A 23,787-nucleotide genomic window follows, 5' to 3' on the forward strand; every position below is an offset into this window, starting at 1 on the left:
TTAGGGGCTGTTAAATTTTGCCAGCCTTGCGTTTTTGCGTATAATGCCACCAGGTAATTGGTATTTGTCAAAATGCGCTGAGCAGATTGGTTAAACTGGTTATCCTACCTTCATATTTTTTTATTCATACATTCGCTTATTAAGGTCTGCTGCTACCATGAGCCATCCAAATTCTAATGCATCTGCTAACTCATCCACTCAAGATAAGCCCACTTCACTGAGCTACAAAGACGCTGGTGTAGATATTGATGCAGGTGATGCCCTTGTACAACGCATTAAATCTGTTGCCAAGTCAACCACTCGCCCAGAAGTTGTCGGCGGTTTGGGTGGTTTTGGCGCACTGTGCCGTATCCCTACAGGCTATAAGTCACCTTTATTGGTGTCAGGCACAGATGGTGTGGGCACCAAGCTTAAGCTTGCCCTGCAATTAAATCGTCATGACACCATAGGTATCGACTTGGTGGCCATGTGTGTTAATGACCTATTGGTATGCGGTGCTGAGCCTTTATTCTTCTTAGACTACTATGCCACAGGTAAGCTTGACGTGGACACTGCCGCGTCTGTGGTAGGCGGTATTGGTGAAGGCTGCAAACAGTCAAACTGTGCACTCATCGGTGGCGAGACGGCTGAAATGCCAGGCATGTATCAAGACGAAGATTACGACTTGGCCGGTTTTTGTGTTGGCGTGGTAGAAGAGTCTGAGGTAATCACAGGAGATAACGTAGCAGCGGGCGATGTGATGATTGGTATTGCTTCAAGCGGTGCGCACTCAAATGGCTACTCACTCATTCGTAAAGTCATTGAAGTCAGCGGTGTGGATATCGAAAACACCGATGAGACTTTAGACGGTAAGCCACTGGCTGACGCTCTGATGGCACCTACCAAAATCTATGTAAAATCTATCCAAGCACTACAAAAAGCACTGGGTAATAGTAAACTACATGCGATGTCACATATCACTGGTGGCGGCTTTACAGAGAACTTGCCTCGCGTACTGCCAGAGGCATTAGCCGCAAAAATCGATACTCAAAGCTGGCAGATGCCTGAGCTATTTAACTGGTTACAACAACATGGCAATATCGAGCAATCTGAGATGTACCGCACCTTTAACTGCGGCGTAGGCTTCGTGGTCGTCGTACCTGCAGATGTGGCCAATCAAGCCGTTGATATTTTAAATGACGCTGGCGAGAAAGCCTTTATCTTTGGTGACATCATCGAGCGTACAGATGATGCTGTGGTTTACGCCTAATATGTCGGTATCTACTGTATCTACCAACCCCTTAAAAGTTGCCGTCTTAGTCTCAGGCAGTGGCAGCAATCTGCAAGTCCTGATTGATGCCATGCAGGCCGGTAGTTTGCCCATCGAGATTGTCGGTGTCATTAGTAATGTCAAAGACGCTTATGCGGTGACCCGTGCACAGCAAGCGGGGATCGCTACAGCGGTATTCTCACACATTACTGAAGGTGAGAATGCCGGCAAGCGCATGGGTATTAAAACTTTTGAGCGTCATGCCAGCGCCCAGCTTAACGATTGGCAACCAGACTTAGTGGTACTGGCAGGCTTTATGCGTGTGTTAAGCGATGACTTCATTAGTAGCTCGCCTGCTCCTATGATTAATCTACACCCCTCTTTACTACCTAAGTATAAGGGTTTAGATACCCATCAGCGGGTCTTACAATCAAGCGATGTCCATCATGGATGCAGCGTTCATGTGGTAACGGCTGAATTAGATGCGGGTCAAGTATTGACTCAAGCCATGCTGGCTGTGGATCACAGTGAGTCAGCTCAAGCGCTACAAGCCCGCGTACAAAAGCTTGAGCATCAAGTCTTGCCTTGGACCATATTACTGATTGCCCATGGGGTGTTAGACATTAAGGCCATCAATGAGCAAACAGCAGCAACCGCTTATTTGCCTGAACTGCCCTTAAAGCTTTGGCTAGACAGCTAACTTGCCACTTCAATATAACAACAAAGCCCAAATCTATAGATTTGGGCTTTGTTATGTCTATCTATCTAAAACTTGGTATGTTAAAGCAGTGCGTTTAAAGTTTGGCGCCCATCAGTCGGATACCCAAACCAATAAAAACCACCCCACTTATCTTATTGAGTACGGTTTCGATACGGGGGTTTTGGCGCAACTGCTCACTAAATCTTGCAGCCAACAGTGCTAAGCTGATACACCAAGCTAAACTTGTGGCAGCAAAGCTTAGCCCCAATAGTGAAAAAGACAACATAGCAGACCCATAGTTGGCATCGATAAACTGCGGAAAAAAAGCCAAAAAGAACAGCGCCACCTTGGGATTAAACACATTGGTGAGCACGCCCTGCTTGTAGATTTGCCAACCATTGACACTGTCCCTACTTCGGCTAGGTATATCCTCTGCTAACTGCTCAGCGACTTGTGCACGCTTTTTGGGCCATAATAATCGGATACCCAGATAACACAAGTATAAAGCACCGATATATTTGACCATATTAAATGCCATTGGGTGGCGTGACAGCAGCACAGACAGTCCCAAAGCTGCCAATAAGGTATGTACCAAGATACCTGAGGTAATACCCAAGGCTGAAAAGACGCCGGCCTTAGACCCCTGTGAAATACTGCGCATGATGATGTATAAACTGTCCGCACCTGGCGTCAAGTTAAGCAGTAAGCCTGCCGCCAAAAACCCCCAATAATTCTCAATCCCAAACATTATTACATCCTTTTAGCTTAGTATCACAAAGTACGGGGCATCCGTGAGCCTAGAGCATGAGCTCAAGCAGTGTTTACCTTGAAGTCATGCGCCAAAACTTAGAGGGTTTGAATGGCCGTTAAAATCTGCTTTTTTAACATCAAATACTCTTCGCTGTCCAAAAACCCGTCATGCTTAGGAATAGCAAATTGCTCGGTTAACTGAGCCGGCGTGCCTTTTAACACATACAGATGATCAGACAAATAGATCGCCTCATCAATATCATGGGTAATGATGAGACAGGTTAACGCTAAGCGTTTTTGTAGCTGACTAAACCAGTGATACATCTCATCTTTGGTCACAAAATCTAAGGCTGAAAATGGCTCATCGAGTAGCATAATTGGGTTATCACTTAAATAAGTGCGCAAGAGTGCTGCACGCTGACGCTGACCACCCGATAAGGTCTGTGGATACTGATCTCCCAAACCTTCTAAGCCAAAACGTGCCAACTGCGGTGTCACAATCTGCTTTATCTTGTCTTTGCTATAGCCCCTCAAGGTCAAAGGCAAAGCAATGTTATCAAACACCGTCTTAAACGGCAGCAGCAAATCTTTTTGTAGCATATAGCCGACTGTACCCGCCTGCCCTGTGGTATCCACCCCATTAATAAACACCTTGCCCAAGCTTGGGGTCAATAGGCCAGCTGCGATGTTAAACAAAGTGGTCTTACCCACACCGCTGGCACCGACAATACTCACCACATCATTCTTAGCCACTGACATCGTTAAATTGTCAAAAATGGGCTTATCGCCAAAGCTGTGGCTAATACCTTCTAATACCAAGACTTTATCCATAATACGTCACTCACAGCAGCTTAAGCGCTAAGCCATACAAACCCAAAGTTATAAATAGTCGTTACTGACACCTGCCTGTGGTGGCAGAGGCTTATCAATAAGACCTTGTTTATACACCCAGTCATAGAACCTATCCCAGCGATCATAATCAAACTTACCCCAGTCGCCCTCGTCATCTAGATACTGTTTTGAGATGTATTTTTGACTGGCAAGCGCAAGCTCTTTATTAGTCTCAGGCGCATATTTTATTAAGATATTCGCGCTCTCTTCTGGATTTTTAGCCGCATAAATATAGCCTTTTTTCATGGCCGCTAGCGTCTTTTTAACCAGTTGTGGATTGCTGTTAAGTAGCTTATTATTGGTAATTACCACAGGCGCATAATAATCAAAGATAGGCTCATAATCTCTTAAGAAGAAAAAGTTAGTGTCCACACCTTTTAACTTGGCATGAACCCCATCCCAGCCATAATAAGCCAAGATATAGTCAAACTGATTCATACGAAGTGCCACAGTGGCATCGGTTGCTTCACCAGGAATTTTTACCAAATCGTTACCCACAATATGCGACACGGTGGCATCATCAATCGGGTCTTCCCAAGTAGAATAGCGTTTACCATTTAAGTCCTTTGGAGACTTGGCACCCAACGACTTCAAAGACAATAAACCTGCTGGGTTATGCTGTAGTATTGCCGCTACTGCGGTAATGGGTACACCTTTTTCCAAACGACTGACCATATTGGGCTGAAAATAAATCCCAAAATCAGCTCTGTCATTGGCCACCAAAGTTGAAGCACTGTCTTCGCTCGGCTGTACGATTTGGACCTCAAGACCTTGTTCTTTAAAATACCCCTTGTCTTGTGCCACATACAGACCCGTATGGTTGGTATTGGGCACCCAGTCTAATGAGATAACCACTTGAGTTAGCGCATCTGTTGTGTCTGAAGCTGCCTTTGTAGATGTCTCTTTTGGCTGGCAGGCCATTAAACTTAGCGCCATAATTGCCATTAACATCAGCCCTATCACTGAGTAACTTCGACTGTGCTTATAACCGTTTATGCTTAAAATAGACACTATAAATCCTCTTTAAGTAGCTTGACCAGTAAGCTTTGAATTGTTTTTAAAAGTCATTTTTATTAAAAAACATTATAAATAATTGTGTCTTAGAACCCGTCTTTCTAACCACTTAACCAGTGCAATCAATAAAATGGTTAGAAAACTAATCAAAAAAATAACCGCAAACATGCTATCTAAATCATAAGACTTACGCACTCGGGTCATATAAACACCCAGCCCATGATAGCCACCCAGCCATTCTGCAATCACCGCTGAGATGAGGGCATAAGATAACGCCACTTTTAGGCCGGTAAAAAAAGAGCCCATGGCAGAAGGAATTTTTAAATGACGATATAGCTGATACGTTGACGCTTTCATCGATTTAAACAAATTTAAGTGCTCACGGCTCACCGATTGATAGCCGTCAATTAAAGCAATGGTTATGGGAAAAAATACCGCTAAAATGACCAACACCACTTTAGGGGTAATGCCGTAGCCAAGCCAAATAATAAGCAAAGGCGCAATGGCAATAGTGGGAATGGTCTGATTGAGCAAAATCACCGGATAGACCAAATCCCTGATGGTTTTTGATAAATCCATGCAGATAGAGAGTACAAAACTTACAATCAGACCAATGGTGGTACCAATAATGGCTGTGGCCAACGTATATTTAGCATGTTCCATCAATAACCCAAAATCCTCAATAAAGGCTTGAACAATTTGTAAGGGTGAGGGCAGCAGATAATCTGGAATAACCTCAAACTGTACGCACAGTTGCCACACCAACAATATCAAAATCACTAACACGTGGCTTTTGATAAGAGTCAATGCTTGCTTGCCCACTAGTAATATTTTTTGGTTGAGTGTCATTATCTGGGTTCTCAAGAAAAACTTGCTTAAAATCAAGGCAAAAAAATGGCATGTCATTGCGATTAGAATTCTAGCAAAATAATTGCTGTAAGATGCATTAATAATTCATAGTATCAGACTAAGCCATTGGCTTTTAAGTTTAAATATAAAAATACTTAATCCATAAAAAAGTCCTTGGTAATACAGTTACCAAGGACCTGATGACACATTAAAAATAAAAGACGGTCTATTTAGACTTAAGCGGGAGCTTTGCCCACCACATGTAACGCTTTGATATTAACAAACTCTTTCATACCAAAGCCGCCGTGCTCACGACCAAAGCCTGAATCTTTCACACCGCCAAAAGGCAGACCTGGATGTACTAGGCTATAACCATTGATATAGACCATACCTGTATCAAAATATTGGCTGGCCAGACGGATGGCTTTATCTTCATCTTTTGAGAATACACCGCCACCTAGACCATAACGGCTGTCGTTGGCAATACGAAAAGCATCTTTTTCATCTTTGGCACGAATTAACGAGGCCACAGGACCAAATAATTCATCTTTATAAGCAGGCTGATCTTCAGAGATATTCTCCAAAATTACCAGCGGATGATAAGCACCTTCTTTGGGCAGGCTCTCATCAAGCTCGCTGCTATAAGCCACTTTTGCACCCTTATCGATACTCTCTTGCATCTGCTTTTGCAGTGTGTCACGCTGACTTGAGCTTGACATTGGACCGACATCGGTAGAATCCTGCATAGGATCACCTACGCTATAACCCTTAAACTTCTCAATCAATAGCTCACGGAACTTATCATACACAGCATCCACTACCACGAAGCGCTTAGCTGCCACACAGGTCTCACCATTGTTATACAGTCTTGCATAAGCACAGGTGGTGGCTGCTAAATCTAAATCTGCATCATCTAAGACGATAAACGCATCGTTTGAGCCGAGCTCCATCACTGTTTTCTTAAGCACTTTTGCAGCTTGCTGAGCCACGACAGCACCTGCTTTGTCACTACCGGTCAGGGTGACACCACGAACTTTTTTATTTTCAATAATTTTGCCAGATTGATCATGGCTAATTAACAAGGTTCTAAATAAGTCTTTAGGCAAATCAGATTCATGTATAATTTTTTCAATAAGCAATCCAGAACCTGTGACATTCGAAGCATGTTTTAATAAAATGCTATTACCTGCCATTAAATTTGCAATGGTATAGCGGAACACTTGATAAGCAGGATAGTTCCAAGGCTGGATACCATAGATGATACCAATGGGCTGATAAGTAACGATACCTTTTTTGAGTCCTTCAAGCTCACGCTCATCATCCGCCAGTGCCGCTACGCCTTGGGCAGATGTAAAGTCACAAATACTCTTACACAGATCAATTTCTTGTAAGCTGTGCTTATAGGTCTTACCTCGCTCCTGTGTCATTAACTTTGCTAGCTCTTCTTTATACTCGTTGAGCTTTTCACCAATGGAGTTGATGACCTTAGCGCGCTCTTGTGTAGACACTTCTCGCCATTTCAAAAAAGCTTCGTGTGACGCATCAATAATGTCATTAACTTGCGACTCATTCATATAGTCATATGAGGTAATCTCTTCGCCTGTGGCTGGGTTTATAGTTGTAATATCTGACATGTTATTTATCCTTTTTATATTTATGCGATTGTCATTATCAGCTGATGTACTTTTCGCTCGTCGATTGCTTCTCGCTTACCGACTGCATTGAATAGCATAACAGGGTCAATGACTTACAGCATTATGAGGATGTTAATAACTGTGTGGGATATGTTAATCAAACTAACCGAAACATAAATCTAATTTAGAACAAATGACTAATCATCGGAATGTCATCTTCTTTGGCCTCTTCATCGGCCACTACTTGACGCGCCACATGCATAATAAGTTGGCGTAACCAGCGATGCGCAGGATGATGCTGCAATAAAGGTGACCAAGCCATGGTCAGTTCAAATTCAGGTATAAAAAAGGGCGGCTCTTTTAACACAATGCTGTCATTGGTCGCTTGCATGCGTGCCACTCGTGTTGGTAAGGTCGCTATCAAGTCTTTATTGGCAGCAAGCATTGCCGGCATCTGGTAGTGACGGGTAAACACACTGATTTGACGTTTTTGACCCAAGCGCTGTAGAGCCTGATCAATTGAACCAAGACCACCTGACTTATCTGGATTCACACCAAAGCCTACGCCCATACCTGTTTTGGATACCCAAACATGCTGCGCTTTTAAATAATTCTTTAAGTTAAAGCGGTGCGCATAAGGACTCTCTGCCGACAATAGGCAGCTAAAAGTATCTCGCCAAACCAGTACCTGATGGAAGCTTTGCGGTATCTCATTAAAACGGTTGATCGCCAGATCCACACGGCCTTGCTCCATATCACGATAAGAGACATCAGAGGGCGTCAAAAAGTCCAAAATCACATTGGGCGCCTCTGAGCGCAGCGCTTTTACCAGACGAGGGACCAAAGTCGCCTCAGCATAATCTGAGGTCATAATCCGAAACACACGAGAGGTACTATAGGGTCTAAACTCTGTACGCGGCTCAAGAAGCTGGGTCAATTCAGCCAAGATTTCACGCACTCTGGGCTGTAATTCTAAGGCTCGTTCAGTCGGTGTCATTCCCTCAGAGGAGCGTACCAAAAGTGGATCATTAAACAGCTTGCGCAAGCGGCGTAGGATATTACTCATGGCAGGCTGCGTGATGCCCAGTTGTTCAGCGGCGCGAGTCACATTCTTTTCACGCAATAACACATCTAAATTTACCAATAAATTTAAATCGACTCTTTGTAGGTTCATAACACTCTCTGTAATTGGTATGGTTTTGGCTTTTGGGTTGCCGATTTTTAGGCTTTTTGGCGAAAATTTTAAACTTTTTAACGTCAATACGGTCAACTGGCACAGGTTGCAATAATCAGGCCCAAAACTTAGGTTTTTGAAGTTAATTGATAAAAAAATAGCGGCACAATCATTTATTAATGCCTCTTATTATAGCTCAAAATCGGCTGTAAACCGTTTCTACCATTGTACTATAATTTAAATAAATACCCAAGATAACCTTCATAAACTAGATAAATTACCCTAATGTGGTTATAGTGATTATCAAGTGTTAAGGGCATAGTGATTAACCACTATAACTTCAGATAATCTGTAATAACGTTCAAGAACGATAAAAAGATTTTCTTTAGAAACAAACATTTACAAGTTTTATAACCGCATATCGAGGTTTACTGCTAACTTCTTAGCCTTAACCTCATATTTTAAAGAGAGTTAAATAAAACTTCTTTATCTAACCGTTCAACATCTAGTAGTAAGAAGTATTTATTTCGCCTAACCCATCCTCAATCAAGGAGACAATTGATGTCAACTTATAAATCAGCTATTGACCATATCCGTGAAATTAAAGCAAAGCATGGCAACTGGCAGAATATCAGCGAATCTGATGCTGCTCGTATGATGGTTCAAAACCGCTTCAAAACCGGTCTTGATATCGCTAAATACACGGCTACTATCATGCGTAAAGATATGGCAGAGTATGATGCAGATACATCTAAGTACACTCAGTCTCTAGGCGCATGGCATGGTTTTGTTGCACAACAAACTATGTATGCTAAGAAAAAATACTTCGGTACGACTGCTAAAACCTACATCTATCTATCAGGCTGGATGGTAGCGGCTCTACGCTCAGAGCTTGGCCCTTTACCTGACCAATCAATGCACGAAAAAACAACGGTGCCTGCGCTAATCGAAGAAATCTACACCTTCTTACGCCAAGCAGACGCGAAAGTATTAAACGATTATTTCCGTGAGCTTAACGCTGCTAAAGAAGCCGGTCAAGATACTTCTGAAATCGAAGAAAAAATCAATAACTTTGATTCACACGTAGTGCCAATCATCGCTGACATCGACGCAGGTTTCGGTAACGAAGAAGCAACTTACTTACTAACTAAAGCCATGATCGAAGCGGGTGCTTGTGCTATCCAGATCGAAAACCAAGTATCTGATGCCAAACAATGTGGTCACCAAGCCGGTAAAGTCACTGTACCACATGAAGACTTCATCTCTAAGCTTAACGCTATCCGTTATGCATTCTTAGAGCTAGGCGTTGATGATGGTGTTATCGTTGCCCGTACCGACTCTGAAGGTGCCTCACTTACTCAAAAGATCCCAGTATCTGAAGAGCCAGGCGACCTTGCTTCTAAATACATCGACTTCATCGACGTTGAAGAAATCGACATCGCTGATGCCAAAGAAAACGACGTACTATTAAAGCGTGACGGTAAATTAGTTCGCCCAGTTCGTCTAGCAAACGGTTTATATCAGTTCCGTGAAGATACCAACATCGACCGCGTTGTACTTGACTGTGTAACCGCTCTTGAAAATGGTGCTGACCTTCTATGGATCGAAACACCAACGCCAGACGTTGCACACATCAAAATGATGGTTGACCGTATTAAAGAGCAGCAGCCTAAAGCGAAGCTTGTATACAACAACAGCCCATCATTCAACTGGACGCTAAACTTCCGTAAGCAAGTGATTGCTCAGTGGGAAGAAGAAGGCAAAGACATCTCAGCATACGACAAGAACAACTTGATGAGTGCTGATTATGATGGTACTGAGCTTGACGCTGCTGCTGACCAAGCTGCGAAGAACTTCCAGAAAGATGCGTCACGTGAAGCGGGTGTATTCCATCACCTAATCACGCTACCAACTTACCACACCACAGCTCTTAGCGTTCATGAGCTTGCTAAAGGCTACTTCGGTGAAGACGGTATGCTTGCTTATGCAGCTGGCGTACAACGTAAAGAAATCCGTGAAGGCATCTCTTGCGTTAAGCACCAAGCAATGGCTGGTTCAGACTTAGGTGATGATCACAAAGAGATTTTCTCTGGTGACAACGCACTTAAAGCTGGCGGCGAGAAAAACACAATGAACCAGTTCTAAGAACTCTTTAGACCAAAGCTCTTTATAAAAGACGCTTCGTTCATCATTAACAAAGTCGCTCTAACCTCGGTTGGAGCGACTTTTTTTATGAACCTAGGCGCTTAAAGTACATACAAACTGCCCTCATTGTCTAAATTCTTATGCTCTTTTGAGCTATGATGATGCTTACAGACATTGTCATCAATCTGTCACGTTAATCCGCTTGTTATTGTGTCTAACATATCCTAGGATATTGAATAAATAGCTTCTTTTTTATAGCCCTACCCTTACAAAAATTATTAACCACAATAATTACTTATATAACTATTTTTATAACTGCTTCTATGAGTTTAGACTCGAGGACACATCATGCAAGAAATTGAGCTTAAGTTTTTAGTGCCAGAATATCGATTAGACGGCCTAATGCGTCAGACCAAAGTTAAATCCTCTCTCACCTCCTTACTCGCCGCCCATTATTTTGACACGCCAGATCAAGTTTTGGCTGCCAATGGTATGGCATTAAGAATACGCAAAGAAGGCGATCGCTGGGTGCAGACTCTAAAGTCTAATGGCGATGGTATGGCCTCACGCGGTGAGCAAAATAACGTCTTAGACAGTCAAATGGTCGCTGAAGCTTTGGCAACAGATAGCCTCTCTCCTGATTTATCACTTTACGATACCTTAGATATTACTCAGCTCGTAGCCTCCCCCGATACCCGGCCCACCACTGATGCCCTAGCCTGCCAATACATCACAGAGGTACAGCGCACGACCCGCTTAATCAAAAAAGACGACAGCACCATTGAGCTTGCTTACGATGAAGGCAGAGTGATACACGGAGAAGACTCTCAAATCAGCCAGCCTATCCATGAAATTGAATTTGAGCTGATTGAAGGCGATGTGCATTTTTTATTTGAAACGGCTAAGACGTGGTGCCGACGCTACAACCTGTGCTTATCAACGGTAACCAAAGCTGAACGTGGTGGACTGCTGCTGGCCGGCAAGCAGCATGCTGAAGCAACAAAAGCTGATTTACGACAATTGGCTGTGCATAAAAAAATGAGTCAGCCACAGTTTCTGCGTGCTGTGGTGCATAACTGTATGATCCAAATTCTGCCTAATGCCAGTGCTATTGCTGATGGCAGTACCGATGGCGCGCATGTACACCAGTTAAGAGTGGGTATCCGTCGATTGCGTACCGCTTTGAGATTCTTTAAGGACTTCTCCTCTCAAATTAACCCTGAGTGGGCACCTATCCTTAAGCAAACCTTTAGCTTATTGGGTGATTATCGAGATCGCGAGTTGCTACAAACCCGCACTCAGCCTATGCTTGAAAAACTAGGCGGTCCGGCAGTAGATTGGTCTGAGGAACGGGCTGCCATCCGCATTAAACCCATCGATGCGGTACGTGCTAATGACTTTCAGATTACCTTGCTAGAACTGATTGAATATACCATGAGTCCTGCCAAAAAAGATCGCCCCCTAATAAAGCACAGTGGGACGGGCAGTAAGACTAAGGGCGCAAAAAAGAACCCAGCAAAATTAAGCACTCAGCAAGCCACCTCTGAGCTATTAGAGGCCTTATATACCAAGATTAGCCAAGCAAGCGATCAGTTTGCCAGTTTATCTACTGACGCTCAGCATGACGTCAGAAAGCGCTTAAAAAGCCTGCGTTATGTCAGTGAATTTACCGCTGCGCTTTATAAGGACAAAAAGTCCAAGGCATTTTTAAAGTATCTAGAGCCTGCACAAGAGATATTGGGAGAGTATAACGATGATATCGTGGGACAATACTTTTATGGTCAAAAGGCACAGCAAGACCCCAATGCTTGGTTCGCTGTGGGCTACTTTAGTGCGCAAGAGGTACACGCCGCTAATCAATGCGCTCAAAGCCTTAAAAGCATCAAAGACGCGCCTAAGTTTTGGTAGTCTGTAAAACCCTAGTTGGCGAAGCTAGCTTAGCTTAGTTCACTCAACATAAACATAAACATAAACATAAACATAAACATAAGCATAAACCACAAATGCTCTTATTAGGCTTTAGCAGCAATAAGAGCATTTTTTATAAGCTGACAAAACCCATTATTATTTAGCAATAATATCTACCGGCATACCCTCTTGCACCTGATCGAATAACCAAATCACATCCTCATTGCGCATGCGTACACAGCCATGGGACATAGGTACGCCCATTGGCTCAGTATCTGGCGTCCCATGAATATAAATGTAGCGACGATAGGTATCACAGCAGCCTTGCTCATTGTCGCCCTTATTTATCCCTTGTTCACAGCCACTAAGCCACAATATGCGGCTCAGTATCCAGTCTCTATCTGGGTGCTGCTGTGCCAATTGCTCATGATAAATTTCACCAGTTGGCAAGCGGCCCACAAACACGCTATTGATTGGCATTTGATCGCCAATTTTGCTGGCAACATAATGCTTACCAAGTGGGGTACATCCTGTGCCCTCTAAGCTGCCGATGCCGTTTTTGGCAGTAGATACAGAGAATATGCGCTGCGGACGTACCGCATCAAAGCTTGGGTTATAAAAAGCCAAAGTCTGCGTAGCGATGTTGACCGTGATTCTTGAGGTAGATTTTTCGACCATCTTTAAAGTAGGCATAACAGGTCACCTGATTATTAGAATAAAAACTTTACAAAACTAAAATTGTGATAAGCTGACATCTTATATAAGGACTTGTAACTGAGTATAATCCCCCTTATGATAACTGCAAATTATGCAAACTTGTAGGTCTCATGACAGCACTTGTCCCAACCCGTGTATCACTTTATGACTTTCTTATTAAAGACACCTTGCCTATAGATGCGATATTCGCAGATTTGGGCACGATCTCTTTGCCACAAGCCCGAATTATTATCGAGCAAGGCATTCAAGCAGTGATTAGCGCCTTATTGGCCTATAACCAACTACAAGGTGCGGATGCGGTTCTAAAAAAACTGTTAAACCGCAGTCAAATCAAAGAGCTGCGCAAGTATAATGCTTTTAATTTCCGTACGATGCAAAGCGCTTTGCAACACGGCCAAAATGTCAGCGAAGCCTTGTTTTCCTCAAGTGATATCCAGCGCGCTGTGTGTCACAAATTAGCCGAGCAGGCTCAACTTAAGCCCGGTCAAGCTCGACCTTTACTGTCGGCGCTGAGCGTCTTGTGTCTACGTGAAATTGCCATATTGGCAGATTTTGCTCATCTAGATGCCGCAGATCTTGATCAGTGGTTTAAGCAGCAGCCGCAGTTTTTGTGGTTAAAGCGTGACCAGGCTGCCCTAGCCTCTGCACAACATATCTGTGACACCTACGCCTATCAAATACCAGATTTTGACCCTGACTGGCATTCAATCACCGGTTATAAGCTACCCGCTGCCACCCCCACCTTAAGCTTAGATCAGATGCCACATTATGCCAAAGTCATTGGACGCACAACCCAGCCATCTGCTGTGCCTAGTAATGAGCCGCTTATTGTGGATACTGCTAATAAAAGTGATATTCTCACCTTTTGTGCAATGGATAATATCGCCCTGCCTTATCAGCGCTGGATGCTACAGTTGGCTAAAATCTCAGAAATTTACCTTAGCCGCAATCGCTTAAAAATTGCGCCTGAACCGATCCAGCCTCCCTCTCGCCCCTTTGTCAACTTTATTTTTATGGACAAAGAAAAAGAAGAAAAGGCTTTCGCTTCTGCCTCTAACTCTACTGAGCCTACATCCTCTACCGCTTTTTGGAAAAACCCTGTGATTATCTTATTGGTGATTGTAATTGGCGGCTTAGGACTTATGGCTGTGGGAAAATATCAGTATAAAAAATCTAAAATGATGCAAACCCCGAGCCCCTCTACTCAGATACAAGTACGTGATACTACAGCTGATTAGCACCCCTACTATTTATTCTACTGTTGTTCAATAGCGGTACGCACTGCGTAACCTGGCATAAAAAAGGACAAGTCTAATCAGCTTGTCCTTATTATATCTGGATATGACTGCCGCTTAGAGCTGATCAATGGCCATTTGAGTCAGTACTCGGCCACGAGCAGTACGTAGAACATAGCCTTGTTGGATAAGATAAGGCTCAATCACATCCTCTAGAGTGCCTCTATCTTCAGCCATCGCCGCAGCAATGGCCTCTACACCTGCTGGACCGTTATCAAAGCGGGCATGTACCATTTCAATATAGCGGCGATCAAGATGATCTAAACCGCGTCTGTCCACTGCCAGCATATCGAGTGCACTGTCTGCAATATCACCAGTTACCTCACCATTTGATTTCACCTGAGCATAGTCACGTACCCGGCGCAGCAAACGGTTGGCAATACGCGGTGTGCCTCGTGAACGACGTGCCACCTCCACCGCCCCTTCAGGCGTCATCACCACATTCATCAGACGCGCTGAACGGCTAACAATAGTCGTCAAGTCTTCAATATTATAAAACTCTAAGCGCTGTACAATACCGAAGCGATCTCTTAACGGCGAGGTCAATAGGCCGGCACGTGTGGTGGCAGCTACCAAAGTAAAGGGGGGCAAATCAAGCTTGATAGAACGGGCTGCTGGCCCCTCACCTATCATGATATCAAGCTGGAAGTCTTCCATGGCAGGATACAAGATCTCTTCAATCACCGGGCTTAAACGATGGATTTCATCAATAAAAAGCACATCGCCTTCTTCCAAATTAGTGAGCATAGCTGCTAAATCACCGGCACGCTCAAGTACCGGACCTGAAGTGGAGCGAAGATTTCCGCCCATTTCACGCGCAATAATATTGGCCAAAGTGGTCTTACCCAGACCCGGAGGCCCGAAAATTAACGTATGGTCTAACGCCTCATTCCTTCTACGAGCCGCTTCAATGAAAACCTCCATCTGCTCACGCACCACCGGCTGACCAATATATTCTGCCAATGTACTGGGGCGAATATTATTATCTACGCTATCATCCACCCGCTCTACAGGATTTATAAGTCTATTTTCCATAAGATATTTACATTCAATTTTGCAAAAAAGAGAGCAAGCTAAGCCTGCTTAAAAGGAGCGTTACATCATCCCTCACTGAGGGTTAAAACGTAAGTGAATAAGTTTCATAAAACTGGCGTCTTAGGATCGTTCAACATACTCGAAAGCGCATATTCTAAAAACAAAACACACAGACAAAAAAATTACGCTCTAGTAACAACTTACGATATACAATAAATAATCGCAAGTCATTACTATAGCGTAAGACTTAAAAAGAAAGAACCTTTTATATAATATAGATTTATCTTTTAAGCTTGACTGTGTCTATTGACTAGGCAGCAGCATGAAAATGCTTCTTTAAAACCTCAAGACAACGGGTAATTTTTGCCGGTTGTTGCTCGCGATCTAAAGTAACTGCATATAAAACGAAATGAGGTAGTGAATATTCTGGAATGACTTCTACTAGCTCACCAGAAGCCAATTCTTTTTGCACATCTAAAGACATCACACGTACTAAGCCATGGCCTTCTTTTGCCAAGGTTGTTGCTAAAAACACATTATTGGTTTGAATTCTAGAGGTGATCTTAACGCGGTTTTTCTTACCGGTTTCGATGCTGCTAAAATCTAGCGTATTAGGATCTTTCATCAAGTCAATGCTAATTAACTGATGGTTGGCCAGATCTTTTGGTTTAGTGATTTTTTCGTGCTGTCTTAGATAGTGCGGAGAAGCCACAAGCATCTGCTTAACTTCAGCCAATGGATAAGTAGCTACCGAGCTATCTTTGATTTGTGGGCTCATACGAATAGCAATATCCGCGCGCTCATCAATCATATCGATATAATGGTTATCTGCTAGGAAGTAGATACTTAAGTCATCATGAGCTGACATCCAAGTCGATAGAGCGGGAAGGATGTGGTTAACACCCAACTCTGGCGTCGTTGCAATACGCAGACTGCCTGCTAGCTCATCACGCAATTGGTTGACTTTGATACGCCCTTGGTCTGCAGCAGTTACCACATCTTTGGCTGACTCATAAAAGCTTGCACCAGCTTCAGTCAAGCTAAGCTTACGAGTCGATCTGTGTAACAGTACTACGCCCAAATCTTTTTCAAGAGAGCGAATTTGTTGGCTCACTGCACTGGTAGTGATACCTAATTGTCGAGCGGCTCCACTAAATGAACCATGGCCGACAACACTGGCGAAAACCGCCATTCCTCGTAAATTGTCTAACATCATTCTTAACACCTAACTATGTAATTTAAGCAAGACAGTATACTTCATTTAAGTAGACAATTGTTGAGAAATTACAGACAAATGCCTACTTTTTTAGTTTTTTAGGTTTACTTTTTGTGTAAGACTATTACAGAATGCATTCAGAACAAATTAACAATTTTTTTGTGGGTTTTTTTCGACCTCAAAAAGCTTCAAACTGGTTATTTTCCCTTGTGCGTCATGGATAAGACGCTGCATCACAGGACTGTTAGTGATGAGCTCTTGAGCATAATTTTTGGCCTGAATTTCACGATTTTTTTGTCTGCTTTGTGGCAAAAGCTCAGCTTGCTCCGAGCTTAATGAGGTATCGATGGCAATCGATACTTGTGCCCCAAATTGCTGCGTCAAATGATTGGCCAAATGCTGAAAAATGCTCTGCATGTTTTTGGTATCAAAGGCAACTTTAAACTCGCTACGACCACTAATTTCACCAGTCATAACCCCTTGTCGGGCCATTGCCAGCTGATCCTGCGCCAAGGCACCTGATTCACGAGCGGTTTGTAACCAATAGTCCCATTTATCTGGGGTCCACTCGCCCTCTAAAGTTTGCTCCGGGCATTTTAATAGACTACGCGGATCCTCAGCAGATAACGTGATCTGCGGATCTTGATGTTCAACAGTATTTGAAATCACTGAATCAACCGGCGCCGCGTGTTCGGCTTCCGGATGTGAGTTTTCAGTGGGCTGGGCTGACGATAATGATGTAACTGATGAACTGTCCTTCGTCTTGACTTGATCTTCCTGGTCTACAGAGATTAGCGGCTCTGAGTCGAGCGCCGATTTGGAAAGGCGTAATTCTAAATCACTTTTTCTCTCAAGGGAAGTATTAGTTGATAAATAATTACTATTATTTTGATAGTCACCATCAAAATCAGAATCTTCCTTAATATCAACAGCTTGCTCCTCTAATTGCGGCCTAGTATCTTGAGCCGTTGGCTCAGAGGCTAATGGGGTAGCAAAATCTGTTTCATTCAATGACGCAGGATTGATATCAGCACCAGATGTACTGCTCAGTTGATAATCGTCTTGATGGGTTTTAACATCGATATTTGCTGTATTATTAATATCAGCATCATTAACATTAGGCGATTGTGGCTCAATATTTGTATCCGCCATAGACTCAGTGCTTGTGGCGGATAAGGCCTGCTCAGTTAAGTAATCTTCAGCCTGGTCAGCGTTAGTATGTGGTGCCTGCATCTCGATACTCGCCAGCTGGTCAGAGGATGCTTTATGCGCAGGTGTGTTTGAGCTCGCCACCGCCACTTCATTTAGCGCCAGCGGTCTAAAGGCCAGCAATCTTAATAAGCACATCTCAAGCGCTTGCAAGGGTGTATTGGCAAGCTTAATCTGCTCACGGCCTTGAATGACAATCTGATAATATAGCTGCAAGACATCCGGACCAATCTGCGCCGCCAATGCTGTAATCTGCTGAGCTTGCAGGTCATTGACGTTGAGTGAGACATTAGGCAGCAGCTGCACCATAGCAATTTGATGCAATAAATCAGCCAGTCCATCAAACATACTGCCTGCATCGACCAACTGCGCCCGCATCTGCTCAATGTGTGCTGAGAGCGCAGGCGCATTACCTTGATAGATATCCAGTAATAGGCTAATTAAGTCTGCACTATCAATAAGCCCCAACATGTCATTAACCGTCTCATCGGTCAATCGACCTTGACCAAACGCAATGGCTTGATCGGTTAAAGATAAGGCATCACGCACCGAGCCTTTGGCAGCATTGGCCAACTGCCATAACGCCGGCTGCGTAAAATCAATGTTTTCTTGAGTCAACAAATTAGCAATATGGTCACTAAGCGCTTGCTGCGGTAACGGTCGCAGTACAAATTGTAGGCAGCGACTGATAATGGTGATTGGCAGCTTTTGGGGGTCTGTGGTGGCCAATAAAAACTTAACATGCGCTGGCGGCTCTTCTAATGTCTTTAATAGAGCATTAAAGCTGTGGGTTGAGAGCATGTGCACTTCGTCGATTAGATAAACTTTGTATCGACCTTGAGTAGGCGCATAAGGCACATTATCAATAAGCTCACGCGTATCCTCTACCTTGGTGCGAGAGGCGGCGTCGATCTCAATTAAGTCAATAAAGCGGCCTTGATCAATAGCAACGCAGCTGCTACAAACCCCACAAGGCGTACTGGTTACCCCAGTTTCACAGTTTAGGCACTTGGACAAAATACGGGCGATGGTGGTCTTACCCACTCCGCGAGTCCCAGTAAATAAGTAGGCATGGTGTAGCCGATTATGATCAATGGCATTAATTAAGGCTTTAGACACATGTGACTGTCCAACCAACTCGTGGAAGTTCTTTGGACGATACTTACGTGCTAAAACTTGATATTGCTGCGACATAATAGACAACCAAACCTATAACGATTAAAAAAATTGTGGATTAAAAGTGGCAAGCCCACCTAGGTGACTTGCCACTGATTTAATACATTACCTTAAAAGCAGACTACTAGTATACAGCCGCTGATACTAATTAAGCATGGGCCTGCTGATAATATCTTTTTTCAATATCAGACATCACTGAGCCTGACTGATGAAACACATCCATCTGTACCGTGACATTACCTTTGCCATCATGATTTGACATGTCAAAGCCTAGGATAAAATACTCTTTCATTGCCGGATCTTGTAACTGAGCATTGATATCCATGAGTAAGTTTTGATGATTTTGTTCAATATACTGACGAGAATACTCAGCATTGGCATCAAGCCCATAAACCACAATGACGTAATGATGACCAAAGTCATTATAAGAGTGTTGATGACACAAGTAGCCGTTTAAACACTCTTGTTGTGACCGGGTCTCATAAGCCATCATCTCTTCGATGATACTCATGCGAGTATACATAGACTCAGCGACCAACAATTTAACTTGTGGTAAAGGTAGCGTATCTTGAGCGTCATGACGGCGCTTAGTCGTACCATTTAACAGCTTTTGAAAGATGCTAGAATAGCTTTGCAGCTTTTGAGACAATTCGGCATGCTTTTTTTCAAGCTCAGCTGGGATCTGGGCATTATCAGGCTGTGCCACCATATCACTCAAGCGGGTCTCAACCTTTGATAGTAGACCAATTTCTACCAGTTGTTGCTGTACTGCCACGGCGCGCTTAAAAAAAGCAGGACTTGCCAAAAAGTGCTGTGCTAAGGCGTATTCACCCGAAAAATCATGAAAGTTCACCAACTGTTCTAAGTGATAATCAAAGAAGCTTAATAAATCACTCGGCGTCTGCAGCAGCTTTATCATCTGATAAAAGCCATTTAAACTAAACAGCTGCATCACTCGGCTTTCATCATCTAAATCTAGCACGCAGTCTTCTTGAAAAAAAGTGCTGCCAAACTCGTGCTCTATTTGATAGTCCCTACCTTCATGGTTTAGGGTAATGGCAGTCAGACCCACATAGTGCACATTTGCCAAACCGTCATCACCCGATACCGGCAGCTCAAAGCGGCTGCTGATTTGTTGATAGCGCTTATTAATATAAGTGGCGGCTTGCTGAGTTAGCTGCGCCATAAACGATTTGGACACACTGGTACTTTCAACCTTCTCTACTTCTTCGTGGGTGAGCACATATAAGCGCTGATTGCCAATTTGAAAAGCAAAGTCGAATTTTCCTGCACCGACTAAAGCATCGTCTGCAATTAAGTAAACCGATAAAAAGGTACGGTGAAACATCTGTAACCAATTAAAGCTTGCCACAGCAAGTGATTGTATATCCATCTCAGGCTGCGGCTTGGATACTTTAGGCGCACCGCCTTCAGACAATGGATTAATTAACGGCCTTTTATTGCTCATATTGCGAGGGGTCGTGGGTACTGTGGGTACTGCCTGAATCGGCTCAGGGGCGTCTTCTGAATCCTGTTTCGCATAGCGTCTTTTATCATTATTTAACGCCACACTTTTTATTCTTTGGGCTGAGTAATTTGCCATAACATCCATTTAACCTAAACTGTGAATATATAATCAAGAGACAACGATTATTACTATACCGCTTTTTTATTCCTGTTGCACATGTGTTAATGGATTTATGGCAATTTTGGGCTATTTTTTACTCAAGTATAAGCGCCACTGTAAGCTCTGTATCTCATTGAAGATAAGGGTTTTCGCTATTTGTGACACCTATTTACTAAAAAAACATAGGACTGCCCAAGTAAGCAGTCCTATTAATTAAACTAAACACTGTATGGTTGTGCTCAGTCAGTCTGATAAGTAACTCACTGAGCAGGTAAGTGTCAAACTTACCGCTTATCTTTTAGTGCTTGATGCGCATGTGCGGGAATAAAATCACATCACGGATGCTGGCTGCATCTGTAAATAGCATGACCAAACGGTCGATACCAATACCTTCACCCGCTGTCGGTGGCAGACCATAAGCTAAGGCTTCGACATAGTCTGCATCAAAATGCATCGCTTCATCATCACCTGCGTCTTTTTCGGCCACTTGGTTATGGAAGCGTTCAGCTTGGTCAGCGGGATCATTTAACTCACTAAAGCCATTGGCAATCTCACGACCGCCAATGAACAACTCAAAGCGGTCAGTAATCTCAGGATTTTCATCGTTGCGGCGTGCAAGCGGTGAGGTCTCAGCAGGGTACTGGGTAATGAAGGTCGGCTGACGCAGCTTATGCTCAGCAGTCTCTTCAAAGATAATGGTTTGCAGTTTACCAATACCGAAGCCTTCTTTGACTTGCTGCTTTAATACATTTTGAGCATAGTCAGCTAGGTAATCTCTGTCCGCTACTTTAGACATATCGAAGCCTTCGGCATACTGAGCAATGGCATCTGTCATGCTTAAACGAGCAAAAGGTGCTTTGAGACTGATGGTTTCTTCTTGATAGGTCAGCTCAGTCGTCCCTAAAATATCCATCGCCAGTTGGTTAAATAGACGCTCAGTTAAATCCATCAAGTCCTTATAATCGGCATAGGCTTGATAAAACTCAATCATGGTGAATTCAGGATTGTGGCGGGTAGATACCCCTTCATTACGGAAGCTACGGTTAATCTCAAATACCCGCTCAAAGCCGCCCACGACCAAACGCTTTAGATACAGCTCAGGGGCAATACGTAAATATAATGGCATATCTAACGCATTGTGATGGGTAATAAATGGACGCGCCACAGCACCCCCTGGAATGGGATGCATCATTGGGGTCTCAACTTCCATAAAGCGTTCATTGAGCATGAATTTACGGATGCCACTAATCACTTGGCTACGAATCATAAACGTATTGCGGCTAGATTCGTTGGTCATTAAGTCTAAATGACGGTTGCGATAGCGTGCTTCTGTGTCTGCTAGGCCATGGAACTTATTTGGCATAGGACGTAAAGACTTGGTTAATAAAGTAATTTGTTCGATATGAACGTATAAATCACCTTTACCCGAACGGCCAATATAGCCGCTCACACCAATAATATCACCCAAATCTAGGGATTTGATTAACGCTAGGCTGTCTTCATCGAGCTCTTTGCGCGCCACATACAGCTGAATACGTCCTGTCATGTCTTGAATAACAATAAACGCGCCGCGGTTTAGCATCACACGACCGGCAATGCTCACCTGAGTTTTGTCGCCATTGGCGGCATTTTCTTCGATTTCTTGCTTTGTAATGCCTTCGAACTGTTTTTGTAAATCCTCAGCATAATCAGTGCGCTTGAACTGATTCGGATAAGCGATTTTGCCAGCAGCGCTGATCTCGTCAAGTTTGGCTTGGCGCTGAGCAATCAGGTCATTGGTATCTTCTGCTGATGGGATTTGATCTTGATCGTTCGTTGATTGGTTAGACATTACAGTTTCCAAAGTTATTCAAAAAGGTAAATGGTAATAAGGATAAATGACTAATTTGACACGCTTAGCTGCTGTGCTTCAAGCGTTAAATACGTAATCAGCCTGAAGCACCATCATAACAAAGCGGTGAATTAATCGTCTCCACCCCCGATACTGGCCATTAAATCGGCCTGGTGTTCACGATTTAACGCATCAAGTAGCTCTGTTAAATCGCCTTCCATAATAGCATCTAACTTATATAGGGTTAAGTTGATACGATGGTCGGTCATACGACCTTGTGGGAAGTTGTAAGTACGAATGCGCTCACTGCGATCGCCACTACCCACTAAGTTTCGGCGTAGGGCATCTGCAGTATCGACCTGCTCTTGCACTTTGGCTTGCTGAATACGGGCGATTAGCATTTGCATGGCTTTGGCACGGTTTTTATGCTGACTGCGCTCTTGTTGACACTCAGCGACCACACCCGTTGGAATGTGAGTCAAACGTACCGCCGAGTCGGTGGTGTTTACGTGCTGGCCACCGGCGCCGCTTGAGCGGAAGGTATCCATACGAATATCGGCTGGGTTTAGCTCTACCGTATCATCAATCTCCACCTCGGGCATCACCGCAACCGTACACGCTGATGTGTGAACACGGCCTTGGCTTTCTGTTTCAGGAACACGTTGTACTCGGTGTGCGCCTGATTCAAACTTTAAGCGGCCATACACATCATTACCTGATACTCGGCTGATAATCTCTTTATATCCGCCGTGCTCGCCTTCGTTGGCTGACAGCACTTCGATAGTCCAGCCTTGTGAAGAGGCATAACGCTCATACATACGAAACAGATCGCCTGAGAAAATAGCCGCTTCATCACCACCGGTACCGGCACGGATTTCTAAGAAGGCAGGTACTTTATCATTAGGATCTTTTGGCAGCATCATGACGTTCAGCTCTTCTTCCATCGCCTCAATATCACGGCTGGCTGAGTCAATCTCCTCTTGCATCATCTCTTTCATATCAGGATCTGATGCGTCGTTGATCATCTCTTGTGCATCTTTTTTATCAATTTCAGCCTGACGATAGCGCTGCCACAAAGCGGTAATCTCTGACAGCTCGCTGTGCTCCATAGATAACTCGCGAAATTTATTATTATCGCTGATGGTATCAGGATCAGACAACAAGGCAGTCACTTCTTCAAAGCGGTCTACCATTTGATCTAAGCGTTCTCTTAACGAGTCTTTCATAAGTAATCTTTTCTTCAGTGAAGTTAGTAACGAGATATAGGGTCATACTTCAGTAACTATCGATAGTTAAGCTTAAGGTTGAAAGCTTATTAGGGTCATTAGTTTACTGATTTTTGATAATTATTTCGGTAATTATACGAG

The 23,787-nt window shown here is 43.6% G+C and carries 18 protein-coding genes; 5 read left to right on the forward strand and 13 right to left on the reverse strand.

Translation table 11 applies throughout. The features are described from left to right. Window positions 1-157: 157 nt before the first annotated feature. A complete protein-coding gene (gene purM / locus DLE54_RS06645; RefSeq protein WP_110816660.1) occupies window positions 158-1,249 on the forward strand; it encodes a phosphoribosylformylglycinamidine cyclo-ligase in 1,092 nt (363 codons plus the stop codon). Between the two features lies 1 nt (window position 1,250). Next, window positions 1,251-1,949, forward strand: coding sequence for a phosphoribosylglycinamide formyltransferase (purN, locus tag DLE54_RS06650; protein ID WP_110817340.1), 699 nt, complete (start codon window positions 1,251-1,253; stop codon window positions 1,947-1,949). A 94-nt stretch (window positions 1,950-2,043) separates the two neighbouring features. Here the strand turns inward: purN and DLE54_RS06655 are convergent, their stop codons facing one another. The 6 genes from DLE54_RS06655 to DLE54_RS06680 all read right to left on the reverse strand — a co-directional run bounded on the left by DLE54_RS06655 (window position 2,044) and on the right by DLE54_RS06680 (window position 8,261). Next, window positions 2,044-2,697, reverse strand: coding sequence for a LysE family translocator (locus DLE54_RS06655; RefSeq protein WP_011960683.1), 654 nt, complete (start codon window positions 2,695-2,697; stop codon window positions 2,044-2,046). A 98-nt stretch (window positions 2,698-2,795) separates the two neighbouring features. Beyond that, window positions 2,796-3,530, reverse strand: coding sequence for an ABC transporter ATP-binding protein (locus DLE54_RS06660; RefSeq protein WP_110816661.1), 735 nt, complete (start codon window positions 3,528-3,530; stop codon window positions 2,796-2,798). 48 nt (window positions 3,531-3,578) lie between these two features. Then, window positions 3,579-4,535: an ABC transporter substrate-binding protein gene (locus DLE54_RS06665; RefSeq protein ID WP_011960685.1), complete on the reverse strand. Its 957-nt coding sequence runs from the start codon at window positions 4,533-4,535 to the stop codon at window positions 3,579-3,581. Between the two features lie 138 nt (window positions 4,536-4,673). Next, window positions 4,674-5,453, reverse strand: a complete 780-nt coding sequence (locus DLE54_RS06670; protein WP_110816663.1) for an ABC transporter permease — start codon at window positions 5,451-5,453, stop codon at window positions 4,674-4,676. A gap of 236 nt (window positions 5,454-5,689) precedes the next feature. Beyond that, complete coding sequence (locus DLE54_RS06675; RefSeq protein ID WP_110816664.1) at window positions 5,690-7,087, reverse strand: NAD-dependent succinate-semialdehyde dehydrogenase; 1,398 nt, start codon at window positions 7,085-7,087, stop codon at window positions 5,690-5,692. A 184-nt stretch (window positions 7,088-7,271) separates the two neighbouring features. Then, a complete protein-coding gene (locus tag DLE54_RS06680; RefSeq protein ID WP_011960688.1) occupies window positions 7,272-8,261 on the reverse strand; it encodes a LysR family transcriptional regulator in 990 nt (329 codons plus the stop codon). Between the two features lie 561 nt (window positions 8,262-8,822). Between DLE54_RS06680 and DLE54_RS06685 the strand changes: the two genes are divergently transcribed. Together DLE54_RS06685 and DLE54_RS06690 are read left to right on the forward strand one after the other, a co-directional pair. Continuing rightward, a complete protein-coding gene (locus DLE54_RS06685) occupies window positions 8,823-10,406 on the forward strand; it encodes an isocitrate lyase (RefSeq protein ID WP_110816665.1) in 1,584 nt (527 codons plus the stop codon). A gap of 348 nt (window positions 10,407-10,754) precedes the next feature. Then, window positions 10,755-12,314, forward strand: a complete 1,560-nt coding sequence (locus tag DLE54_RS06690; RefSeq protein WP_110816666.1) for a CYTH and CHAD domain-containing protein — start codon at window positions 10,755-10,757, stop codon at window positions 12,312-12,314. A gap of 156 nt (window positions 12,315-12,470) precedes the next feature. Here DLE54_RS06690 and DLE54_RS06695 read toward each other — a convergent pair whose 3' ends face one another. Next, a complete protein-coding gene (locus DLE54_RS06695) occupies window positions 12,471-13,007 on the reverse strand; it encodes a L,D-transpeptidase (RefSeq protein ID WP_110816667.1) in 537 nt (178 codons plus the stop codon). Window positions 13,008-13,141: 134 nt separating this feature from the next. Here DLE54_RS06695 and DLE54_RS06700 point away from each other — a divergent pair, with 134 nt between their 5' ends. Beyond that, the gene (locus tag DLE54_RS06700; protein WP_110816668.1) at window positions 13,142-14,269 is read left to right on the forward strand and encodes a hypothetical protein; all 1,128 of its coding nucleotides are present in this window, start codon (window positions 13,142-13,144) and stop codon (window positions 14,267-14,269) included. 114 nt (window positions 14,270-14,383) lie between these two features. Here DLE54_RS06700 and ruvB read toward each other — a convergent pair whose 3' ends face one another. From ruvB to prfA, 6 genes are all read right to left on the reverse strand, one after another. Beyond that, entirely contained in the window at window positions 14,384-15,361 is a 978-nt protein-coding gene (gene ruvB / locus DLE54_RS06705) for a Holliday junction branch migration DNA helicase RuvB (protein WP_110816669.1), read from the reverse strand. A gap of 310 nt (window positions 15,362-15,671) precedes the next feature. After that, window positions 15,672-16,574, reverse strand: a complete 903-nt coding sequence (locus DLE54_RS06710; protein WP_041773683.1) for a LysR family transcriptional regulator — start codon at window positions 16,572-16,574, stop codon at window positions 15,672-15,674. Between the two features lie 150 nt (window positions 16,575-16,724). Further along, window positions 16,725-18,980, reverse strand: a complete 2,256-nt coding sequence (dnaX, locus tag DLE54_RS06715) for a DNA polymerase III subunit gamma/tau (protein WP_110816670.1) — start codon at window positions 18,978-18,980, stop codon at window positions 16,725-16,727. A gap of 130 nt (window positions 18,981-19,110) precedes the next feature. Beyond that, window positions 19,111-20,565: a hypothetical protein gene (locus tag DLE54_RS06720; protein WP_110817341.1), complete on the reverse strand. Its 1,455-nt coding sequence runs from the start codon at window positions 20,563-20,565 to the stop codon at window positions 19,111-19,113. 322 nt (window positions 20,566-20,887) lie between these two features. Then, a complete protein-coding gene (gene lysS / locus DLE54_RS06725; RefSeq protein ID WP_110816671.1) occupies window positions 20,888-22,420 on the reverse strand; it encodes a lysine--tRNA ligase in 1,533 nt (510 codons plus the stop codon). A gap of 131 nt (window positions 22,421-22,551) precedes the next feature. Then, window positions 22,552-23,646: a peptide chain release factor 1 gene (gene prfA / locus DLE54_RS06730; RefSeq protein ID WP_011960698.1), complete on the reverse strand. Its 1,095-nt coding sequence runs from the start codon at window positions 23,644-23,646 to the stop codon at window positions 22,552-22,554. Window positions 23,647-23,787 lie beyond the last annotated feature (141 nt).

It is taken from the genome of Psychrobacter sp. YP14, assembly GCF_003209315.1.
Lineage (GTDB): Bacteria > Pseudomonadota > Gammaproteobacteria > Pseudomonadales > Moraxellaceae > Psychrobacter > Psychrobacter raelei.